Annotated in this window: 20 protein-coding genes; 15 read left to right on the top strand and 5 right to left on the bottom strand. The window is 38.0% G+C overall.

The annotated features are described in order from the left end of the window. Positions 1-54 precede the first annotated feature (54 nt). A complete protein-coding gene (locus B5P37_RS03670) occupies positions 55-756 on the bottom strand; it encodes a helix-turn-helix transcriptional regulator (protein ID WP_085236949.1) in 702 nt (233 codons plus the stop codon). Between the two features lie 597 nt (positions 757-1,353). On the opposite strand from B5P37_RS03670, the gene B5P37_RS03665 reads away from it, so the two are divergent. From B5P37_RS03665 to B5P37_RS03595, 15 genes are all read left to right on the top strand, one after another. Next, positions 1,354-2,154, top strand: a complete 801-nt coding sequence (locus tag B5P37_RS03665) for an inositol monophosphatase family protein (protein ID WP_085236948.1) — start codon at positions 1,354-1,356, stop codon at positions 2,152-2,154. A gap of 112 nt (positions 2,155-2,266) precedes the next feature. Next, positions 2,267-3,220 carry an LCP family glycopolymer transferase gene (locus B5P37_RS03660; protein WP_085236947.1) on the top strand — a complete coding sequence of 318 codons (954 nt, stop codon included), beginning with the start codon at positions 2,267-2,269 and terminating at the stop codon, positions 3,218-3,220. Positions 3,221-3,512: 292 nt separating this feature from the next. Beyond that, positions 3,513-4,220, top strand: coding sequence for a DUF969 domain-containing protein (locus B5P37_RS03655; protein ID WP_085236946.1), 708 nt, complete (start codon positions 3,513-3,515; stop codon positions 4,218-4,220). Beyond that, the gene (locus B5P37_RS03650; RefSeq protein WP_085236945.1) at positions 4,201-5,127 is read left to right on the top strand and encodes a DUF979 domain-containing protein; all 927 of its coding nucleotides are present in this window, start codon (positions 4,201-4,203) and stop codon (positions 5,125-5,127) included. Before B5P37_RS03655 ends, B5P37_RS03650 begins: the two co-directional genes overlap by 20 nt. A gap of 21 nt (positions 5,128-5,148) precedes the next feature. Beyond that, positions 5,149-5,790 carry a pyroglutamyl-peptidase I gene (gene pcp / locus B5P37_RS03645; RefSeq protein ID WP_085236944.1) on the top strand — a complete coding sequence of 214 codons (642 nt, stop codon included), beginning with the start codon at positions 5,149-5,151 and terminating at the stop codon, positions 5,788-5,790. 164 nt (positions 5,791-5,954) lie between these two features. After that, entirely contained in the window at positions 5,955-8,891 is a 2,937-nt protein-coding gene (fdhF, locus tag B5P37_RS03640) for a formate dehydrogenase subunit alpha (RefSeq protein ID WP_085236943.1), read from the top strand. Beyond that, positions 8,891-9,358: a helical membrane plugin domain-containing protein gene (locus tag B5P37_RS03635; RefSeq protein ID WP_085236942.1), complete on the top strand. Its 468-nt coding sequence runs from the start codon at positions 8,891-8,893 to the stop codon at positions 9,356-9,358. Before fdhF ends, B5P37_RS03635 begins: the two co-directional genes overlap by 1 nt. A 249-nt stretch (positions 9,359-9,607) precedes the next feature. Further along, positions 9,608-9,853, top strand: coding sequence for a hypothetical protein (locus B5P37_RS03630; RefSeq protein ID WP_085236941.1), 246 nt, complete (start codon positions 9,608-9,610; stop codon positions 9,851-9,853). Positions 9,854-9,876: 23 nt separating this feature from the next. Next, entirely contained in the window at positions 9,877-10,653 is a 777-nt protein-coding gene (locus tag B5P37_RS03625) for an N-acetylglucosaminidase (RefSeq protein ID WP_085236940.1), read from the top strand. Between the two features lie 28 nt (positions 10,654-10,681). Then, positions 10,682-11,809, top strand: coding sequence for an FAD-dependent monooxygenase (locus tag B5P37_RS03620; protein WP_085236939.1), 1,128 nt, complete (start codon positions 10,682-10,684; stop codon positions 11,807-11,809). Between the two features lie 672 nt (positions 11,810-12,481). Continuing rightward, on the top strand, positions 12,482-13,363 hold the full coding sequence (locus tag B5P37_RS03615) for a metal ABC transporter ATP-binding protein (protein ID WP_162682398.1): 882 nt from the start codon (positions 12,482-12,484) through the stop codon (positions 13,361-13,363). Between the two features lie 14 nt (positions 13,364-13,377). Continuing rightward, complete coding sequence (locus B5P37_RS03610) at positions 13,378-14,178, top strand: ABC transporter permease (protein WP_085236937.1); 801 nt, start codon at positions 13,378-13,380, stop codon at positions 14,176-14,178. Positions 14,179-14,196: 18 nt separating this feature from the next. Next, on the top strand, positions 14,197-14,478 hold the full coding sequence (locus B5P37_RS03605; protein ID WP_085236936.1) for an ATP-binding cassette domain-containing protein: 282 nt from the start codon (positions 14,197-14,199) through the stop codon (positions 14,476-14,478). Between the two features lie 55 nt (positions 14,479-14,533). Further along, entirely contained in the window at positions 14,534-14,920 is a 387-nt protein-coding gene (locus B5P37_RS03600) for an HAD hydrolase family protein (RefSeq protein WP_085236935.1), read from the top strand. A gap of 73 nt (positions 14,921-14,993) precedes the next feature. Beyond that, a complete protein-coding gene (locus tag B5P37_RS03595) occupies positions 14,994-15,644 on the top strand; it encodes an ATP-binding cassette domain-containing protein (protein ID WP_085236934.1) in 651 nt (216 codons plus the stop codon). Between the two features lie 229 nt (positions 15,645-15,873). Here the strand turns inward: B5P37_RS03595 and B5P37_RS03590 are convergent, their stop codons facing one another. From B5P37_RS03590 to B5P37_RS03575, 4 genes are all read right to left on the bottom strand, one after another. Further along, positions 15,874-16,836 carry an NAD(P)-dependent oxidoreductase gene (locus B5P37_RS03590; protein ID WP_085236933.1) on the bottom strand — a complete coding sequence of 321 codons (963 nt, stop codon included), beginning with the start codon at positions 16,834-16,836 and terminating at the stop codon, positions 15,874-15,876. A gap of 65 nt (positions 16,837-16,901) precedes the next feature. Beyond that, the gene (locus tag B5P37_RS03585; RefSeq protein ID WP_085236932.1) at positions 16,902-17,216 is read right to left on the bottom strand and encodes a DMT family transporter; all 315 of its coding nucleotides are present in this window, start codon (positions 17,214-17,216) and stop codon (positions 16,902-16,904) included. Beyond that, a complete protein-coding gene (locus B5P37_RS03580) occupies positions 17,213-17,539 on the bottom strand; it encodes a DMT family transporter (RefSeq protein WP_085236931.1) in 327 nt (108 codons plus the stop codon). Before B5P37_RS03580 ends, B5P37_RS03585 begins: the two co-directional genes overlap by 4 nt. 133 nt (positions 17,540-17,672) lie before the next feature. Beyond that, complete coding sequence (locus tag B5P37_RS03575) at positions 17,673-18,239, bottom strand: CHAP domain-containing protein (RefSeq protein WP_085236930.1); 567 nt, start codon at positions 18,237-18,239, stop codon at positions 17,673-17,675. Positions 18,240-18,452 lie beyond the last annotated feature (213 nt).

Here is an 18,452-nt window from a genome sequence, read left to right as displayed (position 1 = left end):
TCGTGATTGAACACAAAAAAACCAATGTTGCATTGTATCGCACACATCGGTTTTTTATGATGAATGAGGATGTTTTAAAAAGGATTGATAGTTCTCGAGCGTAATATCTTCAGTTTTTATCGATTTTTTAAATGAATAAGCAATATCTTCAATTAAGGCAATGTCAACATATTGCGTATAATTTCCTCCAATATGATACACAATGGCTTGCCAACCTTCATGGCGAGCGATTAAACCAATAAAGATGACATTTTCAAATTGTGGTGGTGCATTTTTTGTCGTACGATAATCGATACCCATGACTTTTCTTTCATGACAGTAAACAAGAAGATCTTCAAAAAGATGAGGTAAGCGTGGTTGCTTATGTGTTTCATATAAAATGAATTCATCCAACTGCTGTAATGTGCGCCGAATATGGGTGTACGGCTGTTTTAAAATCTTCTGAATAAGGGTCCGTGTGATTGTTTTATAGGGCAGTGTTGATTGTGCCAAGCTCTCTTTTAAAAGGAGATATAAGGCTTGTAATTCCGTGTCAGTGAGGGTCAATTGATAAGGTCGATGTGTCCTTTGTAGTTGATAGCCACCGGATTTTCCGGTATATGCCACGATCGGTACCCCTTTTTTCTCAAGTGCTTGTATATCACGAGAAATCGTTCGTTTTGAGACATTCAGTTGACGCGCTAATGCTGAGGCAGTCATTGTTTTTTCTTCTTGAATGAGAGACAGAAGTTGCTGTTGACGCATTTCTTTATTCATGCGCACCCCTCCTTTGTCAAGTTAATTTCATTATAGCACAGGTTGATATAAATGATGTTTACAATGACAGGGATGGTCAAAGTGAAAAATGTAAATAAAAAGTTCACAAAAATTTTAGAAAACGCTTACATAATGGACAAAAATATGTTATAGTGTATTTAGCTACTAGGGAGATGGTACAAAATCTATTCAAATAAAGGGGTAGCTATCTTATCGATAGTAAAGTTTGGATAATCAGTTGTACTGATTCTAGTTTAACATCTTCAATATTTATTACTTACTTTCCTTTCTATACCGGTTGGTTGATGCCAGCCGGTGTTTTATTATGTCATCAATACGATGATTGACGTGCTTAAGGTCGATGAATTCTAAGTCATATGAATAATGAAGAGGGGAATATAAAACAGTGCAACGTATGCGCAGTGAAATAGCCGTGTCATACGTTGTGCTGTGATACAAGACTATGACTCAACATTGACATGAACACGGTTTGACGACAGTCACGTTATCAAAGAGAATGACATATGTTGAAAAATTCTGTTTGTATCACGATGACTTTTGTATAATAGAAATAACACAACAGAAGAGGTGAGGCACATGCTAACTGAGTCAGAACGCGAACACATCGATCAACATGTTCAACAATGGATACGTCAAATTGCCCATGCGTTACCTACACTCATGACCCATATGAAAACAGAAACAAAATTAAATCGGTTTGATCTCGTCACTAATGTGGATCGTACAGTAGAGGCGCGTTTTGCCCAGTTTTTACAAATGCATTATCCCACGCATCAGTTGTATGGAGAAGAGGCGCATCATGAGACGGCGCATCTAAAAACAGGTCATACGTGGTTAATTGATCCGATTGATGGTACTGCAAATTTAGTGAAGCAACACGATGATTTTTGCATGATTATTGCTTATTTTGTACAAGGCATCCCACAACTATCTTATATTTTTGATTATACACGTCAAAAGCTGTATCGTGCTGTAAAAGGAAAAGGTGCATTTGTGAACGACACCATGCTAGAACCGATTGTACGTACACCATTGAAAGAAAAAATCATTTCATTTAATAACCGAGTCATGAATACACGAACCGTACAAGATTTGTTAGATGCCTCTTTTGCATATCGATTAATAGGGGCATGTGGGTTAGATTCAGCGCGCGTAATCACAGGCCAATTTGGTGCGCACATTCATACGAACGCGAAACCTTGGGATATTGCCGCCCAATTTTTATTTGCAGAAGTGTTGGGTTTGAAGATGACTGATTTTCATCAACAGCCGATAGACTTTACACGTGGAGGGCCATTTATTATAAGTAATCCAGGGTGCTACGAAGAGATTTTAAGCATCTTGTTATCAAATGGAGGGTATCAAAAGGAGTGCTGAGTCTAAAGTCTGATTGCTGATAAAAAACTTTGCGATAAAATAGCATGTAATGAGTCAAGCGGATACAATCGTGTCATCACTTGGCCATTTCATAAAGGAAAGAAGTGATCTCTTGGAATATAAAAGAACAAAAAAACGTAAAAATCCAGTCGTGAGATTTTTATTATGGGTAATTGGCATTTTATTTGTTTTAGCGTTGATTGCGACAGGCTATCTTGCATATAAAGTTTTTTCAGTGGGCGATGCGATTCATGATCCGCTAGATAGAAAGCATTCTAACTTGAGAACAAGCAATGTTGATTTAAGCAAAGGAGAGCCTTTTTCAATTGCATTGTTCGGCGTGGATTCAGATGTGCAACGTGCTAGCCAAGGGGATGGCGCTAGAAGTGATACGATTATGATTTTATCTGTTAATCCGAAAAAGAAAACGACTGAAATGATCAGTATTCCTCGCGATACTCAAGCAGAGATTGTTGGACGTGGCACAACTGAAAAAATTAACCATGCCTACGCTTATGGCGGGCCTGATATGGCTGTAAAATCGATTGAAAAATTAATGGGCGTGCCAATTGACCACTATGCGACAGTGAATATGGATGGTTTGAGAGAGACGATTGATACAGTTGGAGGTATTGACGTGATCAGTAATGCAACTTTTAATGCTGGCGGTCATGCGTTCACAAAAGGTCAAAAAATTCATCTTGATGGTGAAACTGCGATGACATTTATTCGTAGTCGTAAAGAAACGGGAGCTGGTGACGATTTTGGTAGACAAGAGAGACAACAGCTAGTGCTTCAAGGGTTGGCCAATCAGTTAACAGGTATTTCATCAATTACAAGTTTTAATGCATTGATGAATCAATTGAGTAAAAATGTTAAAACCGATTTAACGATTGGTGAATTAAACCAAATTCGCAGCCGTTACAGTGATGCGAATGATAACGTGAATCGTCATCAAATGCAAGGTACGGGAGGCATTCAAGAGGATGGACTTTATTACTTTGTACCTGACGAGGCGCAAAAGCAATCATTAACACAGTTATTTAAACAAAATTTAGCGCTATAGGTTAGCGAAAAAATGAAATAGACGCGATGCATTTCGCCTTTTAATGTGTGACGTATTTGTGTACGCACGGTTAAAAGGCGATTTTATTTTAGCGTTTTTAGGAAAAAAATTGAGAGAAACATTTCATCATGGCCATCCGTTTAAATGGTTTGCAACCATTTAAGGTGACGACGCAATTCAACATGATGGAAAGCACTTGTCCTCAGATGTCAGCGGTTAACACAGTGATTTGAAAGCATCTTCATTAAAGTGTAAATTATAATTAACCGTTGACAACAAAAGGAGGGGTTTTATGGAATGGCTAAAACTGGTAGGCATTCTTATTATTGTTCTAGGTTTCTATTTTAAATGGGATACAATCGGTACAGTGCTGATTGCTGCTGTTGTGACAGGGCTTGTCTCTCATATGAGTGTCATCACCATATTGGAAACATTAGGGAAAGCGTTTGTTGATAATCGAATGGTGTCACTCTTTATTTTAACGTTACCTATGATCGGCATGCTTGAACGATTCGGTTTGAAAACACAGGCGACACGTCTTATAAATCGAATACAAGGGGTGACGGCCGGGCGTATCATGACCGTGTATTTGTTCATCAGAGAAATCGCAGGATTGGCATCGATTCGTATTGGAGGGCATCCACAATTTGTACGCCCACTCATGAATCCGATGGTACAAGCGGCGGCTAAGACGAAATATCAACGAAATATTGATCATGAGGACGAAGAAAAACTGAAAGCACACATCGCTGCAATGGAAAATTTTGGTAACTTTTTTGGGCAAAATTTATTTGTTGGCGCATCCGGTGTCCTATTAATTGTTGCAACATTTCAATCTTTACATATGGAAGTCAAGGCGGTTGAAATCGCAATTTATTCTGCACCGATTGCAGTGATCGTACTCATTGTGGGAATCATACAAAATAGGATGTTTGATCGGAAAATGAATCGCAAGTATGGAAAGAAAGGAGCAACACAAGATGACACAACAAACGATTAACCAAATTTTGGAAATTTTTTATGTGTGTATCGGGCTACAATTGCTTTATACGGCTTGGCGTGTATTTCGTCAATCAGCAAATGAGAAAAGGATGGGCAGCGCACTTTTTTGGCTGATATTAGGCATTTTGTTTATAGCAGGTCCCGTTATCCCAGCTGTAATCAATGGTTTACTCGTATTATTGATGGGACTGTTGACGTTTACAAAAAACGTACGGTTAGGGAAAGTCGTCGATGTCGAACATCGAGAGGAGATCACACATGCTTCACGCTTTGGGAACTTACTCTTTATTCCAGCACTTGTATTAGCAGTTGTCGCAGTCATCATCTCAACTTGGACGCCGTTAGGTGGAGCGATTGGTATAGGTCTCTCGTCTTTAGTTGCACTCGGTGTTGCATACGCCATCCTTCGTCCAAAAGTGAAAATAGGCTTGTACGATAGTGATCGACTTGTTCAACAAATTGGCACTGTGGGGATACTGCCACAATTTTTAGCAGCGTTAGGTATTTTGTTTACAGTAAGTGGGGTGGGAACAACGATTTCTAAAGGGATTTCTGGCTTCTTACCACAAGATAATGCGTTGCTCGGTGTGATTGCCTATGTGTTAGGCATGGTTATTTTTACAATGTTAATGGGTAATGCATTTGCTGCGTTTACGGTGATCACCGCGAGCATTGGCGTTCCTTTTGTCATCGCCAATGGTGGGAATCCAGCGATCGTTGGGGCATTAGCAATGACTGGAGGTTTTTGTGGGACGTTGTTAACCCCTATGGCAGCAAATTTTAATACACTTCCTGTTGCGTTGCTGGAAATGAAGGATGAATTAGGTGTCATTAAGGCACAAGCGCCAATGGCATTCATTCTTATCGTTGCGCATATCGTGTTAATGTATCTACTCGCATTTTAATCAACTGAGGAGGTTTTAATCATGAAAGTGTTAGTCACAGCATTTGATCCTTTTGGTGGAGAAAGTGTAAATCCCGCATTACAAGCGGTGGAACAATTGCCTGATATGATAGAGGGGCATACGATTGATAAGTTGGAAGTTCCGACGGTGTTTCATCAATGTATGGTAGTCGTGCGTGAAAAGTTGAAAGAAACTGCGTACGATGTCGTCATTGCAGTCGGGCAAGCAGGAGGACGTTATGAAATCACACCGGAACGAATCGCAATTAACATTGATGATGCGAGAATTCCTGACAATCAAGGTCAACAACCGATTGATCAACCTATTCAGCAAGCGGGTGCACCGGCTTATTTTACATCATTACCTGTTAAAAGAATGGTTGAAGCGATACGTGCAAAAGGGATTCCGGCACGATTATCTAACAGTGCCGGCACATTCGTATGCAACCATATGATGTATCAATTGGCTTTTGAAGCCGCAACGCATTACCCGCATATGAGAACAGGATTTATTCATGTTCCGTTTGCGCCTGCTCAGGTCGTCAATAAGCCTGAGAAACCGTCGATGGCTATTGATATGATGGTAACCGGCTTGCTAACTGCAATAAAAGTATGCCTCGATTACGACACAGATATTGCGGCTGTTCAAGGTGAGACACACTAATGATGATGCCATGTATTGTGACGTGACCCGCTTTTTCTCGTTGAAAGGTGCATCATTGATTTATAGGCTTAAAATCAGTTAACTTTTATCGCTAGAAGGTATAGAATAAAAGTAACTACATATGTCGGGCATCTGAGTAAAAGTAAAATATAGGGGGGATATGGATGCAAGAACAACTTAATGTAACGCTAGATGGCCAAACGTACTTTGCAGAACCTGGTCAAAATTTACTCGAATTCATCAAAGAGAAACGTACATTTGTTCCATCGATTTGTTATAACGAATCTTTAGGACCGATTCAAACTTGTGACACTTGTGCAGTAGAAGTGGATGGCAAGATTGTACGTGCATGTGGGACAACGATTGAGCAATCAATGGTCGTTAATACCACGACTAAAGACGCGAAAGACAGTCAAAAAGAAGCACTAGACCGCATTTTACAAAAGCATCAACTTTACTGTACCGTATGTGATTATAATAATGGGAATTGTGAAATTCATAATACGATGGATCAATGGGGGTTGGAGCATCAAACTTATGAATACCAACCGAAACCGTATGAAGTTGATTTCGGCCCTTTTTATCGTTATGATCCGAATCAATGTATTTTATGTGGGCGTTGTGTTGAAGTGTGTCAAGACGTTCAAGTCAATGAAACGTTATCGATTGATTGGGAGCGTGAACATCCACGTGTCATTTGGGATAACGACGTCTCAATTAATGACTCTTCATGTGTCGGCTGTGGCCAATGTGCAACAGTATGTCCATGTAACGCAATGATGGAAAATAACATGGTAGGCAACGTAGGTTATATGACGGATATAGCACCAGGATCATTAGCTTCAATGATTGATTTAACGAAGAAAGCGGAGACGGGTTACGGTCCACTGTTCGCTGTATCGGATTCGGAAGCCGCAATGCGTGAAACGCGCATTAAGAAAACGAAGACGGTGTGCACATATTGTGGTGTGGGATGTAGCTTTGAAGTCTGGACAAAAGACCGCGAAATCTTAAAAGTACAACCTTCGCATGATTCACCAGCAAACAAAATTTCTACTTGTGTGAAAGGAAAATTCGGTTGGGATTACGTCAACTCTGAAGCACGTTTGACACAACCGCTTATCCGTCGCAGTGATCATTTTGAAGAAGTAGAATGGGATGAAGCGATTCAATACGTGGCTGGACGTATGCAAGCAATTAAAGATCAGCATGGCCCAGACGCACTGGCCTTTATTTCATCTTCAAAAGCGACAAATGAAGAATCTTACTTAATGCAAAAGCTTGCCCGTCAAGTGATTGGCACGAACAATATTGATAACTGTTCGAGATATTGTCAAGCGCCGGCGACTAAAGGATTATTTCGCACGGTTGGACATGGTGGGGATTCAGGATCAATAGAAGACATCGGCAACGCGGAAATGGTCATTACAATTGGGACGAACACAGCAGAAGCGCATCCTGTCATCGCCTCACGAATAAAACGGTCACACAAGTTGTTCGGTCAAAAACTGCATGTGTTTGATATTCGTAAACATGAAATGGCGCAACGTGCAGATGAATTTTATCAACCTTATCCAGGTACGGATTTAGTTTGGTTATCTGCTGTCACGAAATATATTATTGATCAAGGTTGGCACGCAAAAGCCTTTATTGACGAATGGGTTGACCATTTTGATGATTATTATCAATCCCTTGAACCTTATACGATGGAGTTTGCAGAGACGCATACAGGCATTGCTAAAGAACGTTTAATCCAACTTGCAAAAGAAATTGTCTCTGTCAATTCAGTGTCGATTTGTTGGGCCATGGGTGTGACACAACAAGAAACAGGTTCTGATACAAGTACAGCGATTTCGAATTTATTATTGGCAACAGGAAATTATATGAAACCAGGCGCGGGTTCTTACCCATTGCGTGGACATAATAATGTACAAGGATGCTCTGATTTTGGAAGCATGCCTGATAAATTACCAGGATACCAAGGCGTAGCGGATGATGAGGCGCGTGGTCGTTATGAAGCCACTTGGGGTGTGAAATTACCGAGCCATCCGGGTTACGATAACCATCAGATGATGGATCACATTCATGCGGGAGATTTACACAGCTTGTTTATTTTAGGTGAAGATACCGGCATTGTGGATTCCAATATCAATTATGTCCAAGCCGCATTAGAAAAAGTAGACTTTCTCGTTGTACAGGATGAGTTTCTTACTTTTACAGCTGAATATGCGGATGTCGTTTTACCGGCAAGTCCATCATTGGAAAAAGACGGCACATTTACGAATACCGAACGTCGTTTCCAACGATTGTATCAAGTATTGAAGCCACTTGGAAACTCAAAACCTGACTGGCAAATCACACAAATGCTTGCTAAAGCACTAGGGTTTGATTGGGGCTATACGCATCCAGCAGAAATTATGGATGAAGCATCTGATTTAACACCGATGTTTGCGGGCGTAAAATATCATCGTTTAGAAGGTTACAATAGTTTACAATGGCCAGTTGCTGCAGATGGTACAGACTCACCGTTATTGTTTACCGAGCGTTTTAATTTTGACAACGGTAAAGCAAAATTTTATGCGCTAGATTTTAAAAACTTTTATAAAACGAATGAAACGTATGATTTACATGTCAACAATGGACGTGTGCTTGAACATTTCCATGAAGGAAACATGACGTATAAAGTGCCAGGTTTACAATATAAAATGCCTACTGCTTTTGTGGAAGTTTCTCCTGAATTAGCGGAAGAACGTGGTATTCATGAAGGAGCGGCAGTAAAATTGATTTCCGAACAAGGCGAAGCAACGATGCACGTCCATGTCACTGATCGCGTTGTTGGTAAACAAATTTACTTACCTTTAAATGATAACAGTGAAGCAGCAATCAATTATTTAACAAGTAGTGTGACGGACCCGGAAACGCATACGCCAGCATATAAATCAACAACGTGTCGTATGGAAGTACTCAGTCAACGTGGAAAGTCACCCTTGAATCCTACAAACTTCCGTAACCAAACGAGAAATCCACAGTACAGTGTGCGCGTAGATAAAAAATGGGCAAGACCTGATTATGTCTTCCCTGGGGATCAGGTGATGAAATAATGGCTGAACGTATATCGAAAATTAAACGCATCCAAAAGTCTGAAGCGGAAATTAAAGCAGAAAATATCGCACAGGTGACAGATGCCATTGCAGAAAATAAAGATAGCCTATTAAAGGCGATTGATTTGATTCGCACATTAGATGATGCGAAAATTTTAGATGCATTGACTGCAGCAGTGAAGCAACGAGGTGTCATTACAGAAAAGATGACAACGGAGTTAAATAAAGCACAATATGCAGGTGCGATTCATAATATGGGCCAACTTTTCTTTTTGTTAGGAGATTTGCAAATAGACGAGTTGCGCATATTGTTAAACAAAGTGAATCAAGGCTTGCGCGTAGCCAATCAAGCGAGTCCAAATGCACGAACATCAGTCACAGGTTTGATGCGTGTGCTGAAGGATGAGGAGATGAATCGTAGTTTGACATACTTTTTAAATATGTTGAAGGGGATGTCACGCGAATAGAATAGCGACCGTCTCATAAAAGATGTGTTGATATGAATCGGACATGTGAAGAATGATGTTGATTTTTCACATGTCCATTTTTATATCCCGGTGTTGCTGTGTTGAAATATGCGTACTGAGTGGATGGATTCAACACCACTTGAAAATGCAATACAAAAATCAGCTGACGGTAATCGGCATATTAAAAAGGGGCATCGCAGTTATAAATGATTCATGATAAAATAATACAGGTATGAAAGAGGTGGGAAAATGGATACAAAAAAAATTAAAATCATCGGTGTGATATCTAATGCCTTTTTACTTTTAGGGCTTGCTTTATTGTTTTTTGTAAGTGCTTGGATGGCACTGGTTTGCTTTTTAATCTCTTTAGGACTTAGTCTTATTTTATTTAATATGTTGTTTCGAGGAAAGCGTGTACTTAAAATAATAGTGAATGTGGCATACTTGATTGTACTTTGTGTAATCATTACGATGATTTATCTGTCCCGTTCATGATTGATTAAAAAGGAGTTTGTCGAATGAAACGATCGCGTCAAATCAAACCGTTAAAAGTCATTATTTTTTTGTTAATTGTGCTATTTACGATTTTGTTTTTGGTCAATGAGACATCTCTCTTTAAAAATGATAAAACGCATACGTTTGATGAAGCTGTTGCCATGCAAACACACGGTGAAGCATTACATACAAAATCGCAAGACAATCGTTTCGTTAGTGCCTCTCAAATGGAAGTCAAGCGAGCGATGCAAATCAATCGAGATGATTCTGATTTGATGTATATGGACCTTTCTGAACGCGTTGAAATGTCAGAAGCAGAAGTCAATGCGATGTTGAAAGGGAAAGGGATTTTAGAAGGGCGTGGTAAAACATTTTTAGCAGCCCAAGATCAATATGAAGTGAATGTTATTTATTTAGTGAGCCATGCTTTACTCGAGACAGCTGATGGGCATTCTGAATTGGCTAAAGGGATTCGCAGTGGAAAGCAGCATTATTACAACTTCTTTGGAATTGGTGCATTTGACAGCAATGCGATAAAAACGGGAACAAGTTATGCACAACAAGCCGATTGGGATTCACCAGATAAAGCGATTATGGGTGGTGCAAAATTCATTAGAGCGCAATATTTTGAGCAAGGTCAGTTAAGTTTATATCAAATGCGATGGAATCCAAAAAGTCCAGCGACGCATCAATATGCGAGCGACATAGATTGGCCGAGTAAAATTGCGCAACGTATGGAAAAGTATTATAAAACATACGGAATTAAAAAAGATGATATCAGAAAAGATTTATACAAGTAGGTTGATTTTAAGAACGAGGTGAACGTCAATGAAAATTGGGATTATAGGTGCTGGCATTGGGGGATTAACCGCTGCGATAATGCTTCAAGAACAGGGCCATGATGTCGTGATTTATGAAAAAAACGATGCAATACGTGAAATGGGTGCAGGTATTGGTATTGGGGATAATGTCATTCAACTTTTAGGTTCACACGATTTAGCTAAAGGGATTAAAAATGCAGGTCAAGTCCTAGAAGAATTACGTATTTTAGATGATCGAGGCCAATTATTAAATGCACTCGTGTTGAATGAAACACAAACCAATGTGACGCTTGAAAGACAAGTGCTAGTCGATATTTTAAAATCATATATTGACGACACCATCATCCATTTCAATCATGAAGTGACAGATGTGGAAAGCCACCAAACGAATGCAACCATTCATTTTAAGCAGCATCAATCTGTAAAAGTCGATATGGTCATCGGTGCAGATGGGATTCACTCACGTGTGCGCACAACCGTACAGCCGAAAAGTAAAGTCCTTTATCAAGGGTACACATGTTTTAGAGGTATCGTAGACGACATGGACTTGTTGAAACCCATTGCTGAAGAATATTGGGGGAAAAAAGGGAGGTTTGGTATCGTCCCATTATTAAACGGTCGTGTATATTGGTTTGCTACGATTAATGCAAAAGCCCGAGATGCGCGCTTTAAAAACTTTAATAAACCACATCTGCAAGCTTACTTCAATCATTTTCCTGACCCCGTTAGAAAAGTTTTAGCTTTACAATCTGAAACAGAAATTTTACATCATGATATCTATGATTTAAAACCAATATCTCAGTTTGTATACGAACAGCGTATTGTGTTGTTAGGAGATGCGGCACATGCGACGACGCCGAATATGGGGCAAGGTGCTGGTCAAGCGATGGAAGATGCAGTTGTATTAGCCAACGTATTGAAGAAGTACTCGGATCTGGATCGTGCATTGCAACGTTATCAGCGTTTGCGTGTGAAACATACACAAAAAATCATTAAGAAATCCCGTAAAATCGGGGAAATCGCACAAAAATCAAATGGAATGACGATGAGCGTGAGAAATCGGCTCCTCCGTATGATGCCGAAATGGGTCATGGCAAGACAAACCCGTTTGTTGTATCGTGGAAAAAAAGAGTAAATAGAGCGACTGAGAAATTCCTATACACCATTCTCAGACGCATTTTCTCGTATATCATTTAAACAAGGGTGTGGTATGGCGTTTCGTCTATGCCCCCTTTTTGTTTGTGAAAGTGGATTATGAGGTGAGTTGGTCAATGACTAGTTAGCGTATTCATTGACTTTATGCTATTTAATACGCTGATATGATAAACAAATGGAGGCGGCATTGTGCTATGAAACATTTGTTCAAACCCCACAATTCTATGTGTCTTTGAAATAAATAAATAAATAAATAAATAAATAAATAAAAATACGTAGAATTAATTTAGTATTTTTTTAAAAAATTAACTTGCCATTATTGAAAATCTAAGTGAAGTACATAATAATAAAACAATGAAGCGTCATAGACTGAAATCATGAACGAAGTATGCTTCCCAAGTTTTCAACCTAAAGGATGCTTTAATGATAAGGATTCAAATGTCTGTATTTGGATTTGTGACTTCTTCATTGTTAGAAAGGGTGACATAGATTCAAGCGAAGGGAAAGAATGGTTTTTAAAGATTATCGTAATGCGTATAGAAGGTAATTGTGGAGGTGTCTAAAAAATTTTTCGAAAATTCATACTAATCCAAAATGATTAGCAAACGTAAAGTTTCTTATGAATGAAAGTATGGGTTAAGGAGTGATTAAATTGAATCACATTTTGAAGGTCGAAAATTTATCTTGTTTTTATGAAAACGGAGATGGCATTAAAAATATTTCGTTTGAATTAAATAGTGGTGATTTCTTAGCGCTTATTGGAAAAAGTGGTGCAGGTAAAAGCACATTAATCAATTCGATTTTAGGCATACTTCCTTTAACAGAGGGAGAGGTTTTGATAGCGGACGACTTATCGTCTAAAGATATTTCATTTAGCCCACAAAATCAAGCGATTGATTGGTATTTAAATGTTTTTGATAACATCTATATGGAGGCTTTATTTGATGGATATTCAAATGCTAAAGCAGAAACCATTCATGCATTAAATAAAATAGGTTTAGAAGGAAAAGAAAAGGAGGATCCAACAAATTTATCCGGTGGTCAATTGCAACGTGTACAGTTGGCAAGACAACTTGTATCAAACGCAAAAGTTTTAATTTTGGATGAACCGACATCGAGTTTGGATGTGATCACATCTGAAAAAATTTTAGATCAACTGAAAGATAAGACGCAAGAAGGAAAAGTTTGTTTAATCTCTTCTCATGATTTAGACATGTTAGAAAGGTACTGTAATAAAGTGCTGTATATTGAAAACGGCAACTTGATCTTTTTTGGTGAGATCAATCATTTTTTAGAACAATATAATCGTCTGAATGAATATAAAGTCAACTATGAAGGTCATCTCTCTAAAGAACTTGAAAAAAATATAGCAGCGCACTTTAATGTGATAGCGTGGCATCCTCTAACGGTTGAAGTCAATAATGGAGAATCGATTAATGCAATATTGAAATTATTGATTGATCATGATATCGCCATTCATGCTGTTGAACAAAATAAGCGTAGTTTAAAAGAGATTATTAAGTTAAAAGGGTAAGGAGCGTAGAAAACATGAAAAAGTTAAATTATAGAGATCAAAGGTCGAATTTAATAGAATCTGTTTTTAAGATAAGCTACATTGAGTTTAGAGCATTAATCAACAATAAACATTTAATTTACACTCAAATCCTTATTCCTATTCTTTATTTCCTATTTTATTCAACAGGCATTGCTTCAACTTTTGGTATGATTCATTATGAAAGTAAAGAAGTTTCTTTTTTACAATTTTCTTTTATCGGTATTATCGGATTGATTGTATATAGTCAAATGGCACAATCTGTTTATAGGATTATATTGGATCGAAAGTGGGGATTATTAGCGTTAAAATACTTCAAAGGGGTTTCCCCATTAGCGTATATTATCGGAAAAATGTCATTTCCGTTATTTAACTTTTTAATACAGGTCGTTGTCCTCTATTTAATTTCGCTCATTTTTGGAGACTATTTTGCAGTGAAGCAATTTATACTGATTGCTTTATGCGCTATCGTTATGATGATTTTTTGGTTTTCAGTAGGAACTGTTATATCGTTGAAAATAACGTCATACAAAATAAGAGATTTAATTTTGAACACTTTATTGTTACCGATTTCTTTTACAGCACCTATTTTCTTTAGTTTTGATAAAGCGCCGTTATTGATTCGTACAGTCTCTTATTTCAATCCTTTAACCTACCAGTTAAAGGCACTGAGAGATATCGGATTTGGCGTTTCAAACCCTTTCAATATAGGAATTGTTATATTGATGGCGATTTTAATGTCAACAATCGCACTGTATTCAATAAAAAACGCAAAATTAACAACGAATGAAAGATAGAAAGCGTGAGAATGAAATATGACAATATTAAAAGATATTTATATTGAATTTTTAGGTAAAGCTTTGTTGACGATTGAGCATTTAGAAATATTAGACGGTGATAAAATTGCGATTATCGGTGCGAATGGAAGCGGAAAAACAACCCTTTTAAATTTAATTTCGGGTCATTTCAACAATTTTTCAGGGGTTTTTGAAAATAAACACGACTTTCTATATTTAAAACAAATTGAGAACAACAATGAATTAGGAAACGAAACGAATTATGCGTTGATCTCTAAAATGGGGGGGCGTTCCGTATAGTGGCAGTTTTGAAAATTTTAGTGGAGGGGAAAAAATTAGATTAGGTTTATCAAATGTGATCAAAGATGAATTTGTCAATTTAATGCTTGATGAACCGACGACAAATTTAGATTTGAGTAGTGTAAAATTTTTAATGAAGACATTAAAAAATCACCAAGGTACTATTATTTTTACGACACACGACAGAAATTTAGTGGAAGAAATTGCGACAAAAATTTGGGTCATCGAAAATCACAAAGTAAAAGAATACAAAGGAAGCTGGACAGATTACACGGAACAAAAACAACTAGAAAGAGCAACGGTTGAAAATATAAATACCCAAATAGACGTACAAAAAGAACAGTTACAATCGGCGATACAAAATAAAAGAGAAGCATTAAAACGCACTTCTAATGTGACATCAAGTAAAAAGAATAAATCCAGGAAGATTAGGACAATCTAAATCAAGAGGGAGTAGTCAAAAAGGGATTTCTCGACAAATTAAATCACTTGAGAAGAAATTAGAAAATATTCCAATGAAAAAGGAAATACTTGAAAATAAGGAGATACAATTCCCTTCTATGGATATACAGAAATCGAGTAGAATAGTGATGTATGCGAATGAACTGACGATTCATGCTGGTGATAACATGCTTTTAGACAACACATCTTTTCAAATTGAAACGGGTGAAAAAGTGGCTTTTGTTGGTAACAATGGAGTAGGAAAAACGACATTATTAAACCATATCTATCATCGTCATGAAGCCATCATCATATCTTCCAATGTTAAGTTTTCTTATTTAAGACAAGACTTTTTCTTTGATCAAAAGGACGTTGATCTTATCCATTTCGTTATGAATGATACTGAACATTCATATGATTTCGTTGTAGATGTTTTGGAAAAGATTGGCTTCGATAAAAGCGATTTAGTGAAACAAACAACGACACTTAGTGCAGGGGAACAGCTTAAAGCATTGCTTGCGACTTCATTGTTAAACCGTAGCAACGTCTTAATTTTGGACGAACCGACCAATTACCTAGACATTGATGCAATTCAAGGGTTAGAGCAATTGATCAAACAATATCCAGGAACGATATTATTTACATCACATGATAGCTTTTTTGTCGATAAAATTGCGACGGTCATTTATGAAATATCACAACGTAAATTAAAAAGAATCAGATAGGTTTTAATGTAAAAAGACGGTGTTTTCTAGGCGCATTTTCAAAATTTAGACGTGATTACCATATCTGAATGTAAAGCACATCAAAGTTTAAACCTCCAAAATTCAATTAAAAGAATTTTTGGAGGTTTTTAAAAGCGTTAAAAGTTTTATTCCTTTTGAATGACTGATAACCAATCATACTGCTGTATAAAGTAGGATGTCACTATATTCAAAAAGGTGATGTGTCGTGTCATTTAGAGGCATTGACAATATAATCTGGTGTTTCTCCAGTTGCCTTTTTAATTAAATTATTTGCTACGATTTCTGCCATCATATCACGGGCTTCAAATGTGGCATTTCCGATATGAGGCGTAATGACGACATTCTTCAATGACTTTAACCCTTCAGTAATTTCAGGTTCAAACTCATAAACGTCGAGTGCAGCCCCTTCAATCATTTTGTTTTCCAATGCTTCGAGCAGTGCAGCTTCGTGGATAATTGGGCCACGAGAAGCATTGATGAGGTAACTTGTCGGTTTCATCATTTTAAGCTGAGGTGTATCGATCATGTGTTTCATTGAAGGTTGGTAAGCCGCATTAATTGTTACAAAATCAGCGTTTTGTAGCAATGTATCTAAATCAACATATTGCGCACCGAGCGCTTGCTCTTTATCAGGTTTTTGATGTGGTCCTGTATAAAGAATGTTCATATTGAACCCTTTGGCGCGCTGTGCAACCGCGGTACCAATTTCACCGAGTCCAATAATCCCAATTGTTTTTCCAGATACTTCACGGCCTCGGAAAAATAACGGTGCCCAACCATTGAACCCTTGATTGCGCATGAGTTGATCCCCTTCAGGTATGCGTCGTGCGACAGCAAGCAAAATCGCCATTGTTAATTCAGCTGTTGCATCAGTGGAAGCCTTAGGTGTATTGGAAACATCGATGTTTTTTGAACGTGCGTAGTCAATATCAACATTGTTAAAACCAGCCCCATAATTGGCAATGAACTGAAGTTCTGTACCACTATCAATCACTTCTTGGTCCACTTCTGTCGATAATAAGCTGACTAAACCAAATGCGTCTTTAACGCCTTTTTTTAACGTTGCTTTGTCAATGATTCCGTCCCCGTCATACATTTCGATTTCAAAATGTGCTTTTAATAATTCCAACCCTTTTTCTGGGATTGGACCTGCAATAAATACTTTTTTCATCATCCATGCCACCTTTCTTCTCTAAGTATATGAAACCCTATTTTGTAATACAAGCAATGCAATTTTTATACGACAAGTTTTAATCCTACAGCTGAAATAATAATCAATAAAATAAAAAAGACACGTAAAAATTTTTTAGATTCATTGTATACGAACATCCCGAGCAATGTGCCACCCGCTGTCCCAATCCCTGTCCAGATTGCATAGGCTGTCCCCATTGGGATGGTATTCATCGCCCAGGATAAACTTAATAAACTGAACGCAAAGGTGATCGCAAGCAGTAGCACATAGCGTTTTTGATGATGTGCCGCATATTGATTCAACCATAAGACGCCGAGGACTTCGAATAATCCTGCTAATAAAAGTGCAAACCAACTCAATGATTTTCACCTGCCTCATCCGAAGATAACTTCAATCCAATCACGCCAACTAATAAAGTGATGATAAAAAATAATTTAATCGGGCTTAAAGATTCACCGAAAAATAAGATACCAACAATCACGGTCCCTAATGTGCCGATACCGACAAATACAGCATAAACTGTGCCGACAGGTAGAACACGTGATGCAGATAACATCATCCAAAAGCTTAAGCAAATGATTGCAATGGTAAGGAGCCATTGATAAAAATGATGGACGTGCGTTAGCCCAATCACCCATATTACTTCAATAAAGCCCGCTAAAATGACTTTAATCCATTGCATCGTCTCTCCCTCCTTAAAAACAATTCAGATTCATCATATAATGAAAGGTCACTTAGCAACAAGGTTAAAAAATCAAACGGCAATAAAAAACAAAAAAGCCGAGGTGTTGCCCCACCTCGGAATGATTTGAAACTTATAAATGAATGTAGAAATATGAAGCGGCTTCTGAAGCAGGGAGTGTACGTGAACTGATGCTGAATGGCCCGCCATTGTAGTTCATTTCTGAAATTTCAATTGAGCCATCAGAATGAACCGCTTCTACATATGCCACATGACCGAATGGCCCTTCTGATGATTGTAAAATTGCGCCTGCTTGTGGGGTGTGATTGACTGTGTAACCAGCAGCGGCAGCAGCTTGCGCCCAATTGTTTGCATTGCCCCAAGTTGAGCCCACTTTCCCTCCGACTTTATCATAGACATACCATGTGCACTGGCCTGCTGTGTAAAGGTTGCCGGCACTGACAACACCTGTCGACTGAGTCGATGTGGAAGTGTGCGTTGTATTTGTGCCATTCGTATATGTTTGATTGCTTTGAGACTGATAAGAATAGTTCGAGGAACCTTGTGTATTGGTGTTGTATTGATAGCTGTACGTGTAATGATAACTGTTTTCTGCAGCGTCGGCTTGTTGGTGGTCTAAACCAACTAAAGCGGCACCTAACCCCGCAGTTAATGTTGTTGTAGCGATTGTTTTTAACATGATAAAAGTCCTCCTAAAGTATTGAATATTTATTGAAAGGATAAAACATAAAAGTTTATCCATGAATGCGTTATTCGTTTAACGACAATTTGCACTTTATCAAAAATAAAGGTGGCTGTGTGTCATGTTACTGTTTTGTAATTGAATTTAAACCCGAATGGGATATCGTGTAATCTTTTGATGATGTGTAAATTTAATGAAAAAATCGGTCAG

This window comes from Staphylococcus lutrae (assembly GCF_002101335.1).
Taxonomy (GTDB): Bacteria; Bacillota; Bacilli; order Staphylococcales; family Staphylococcaceae; genus Staphylococcus; species Staphylococcus lutrae.
Note: the sequence above shows the minus strand (reverse complement) of the source record. Positions and strands in the feature narration are given on the sequence as shown.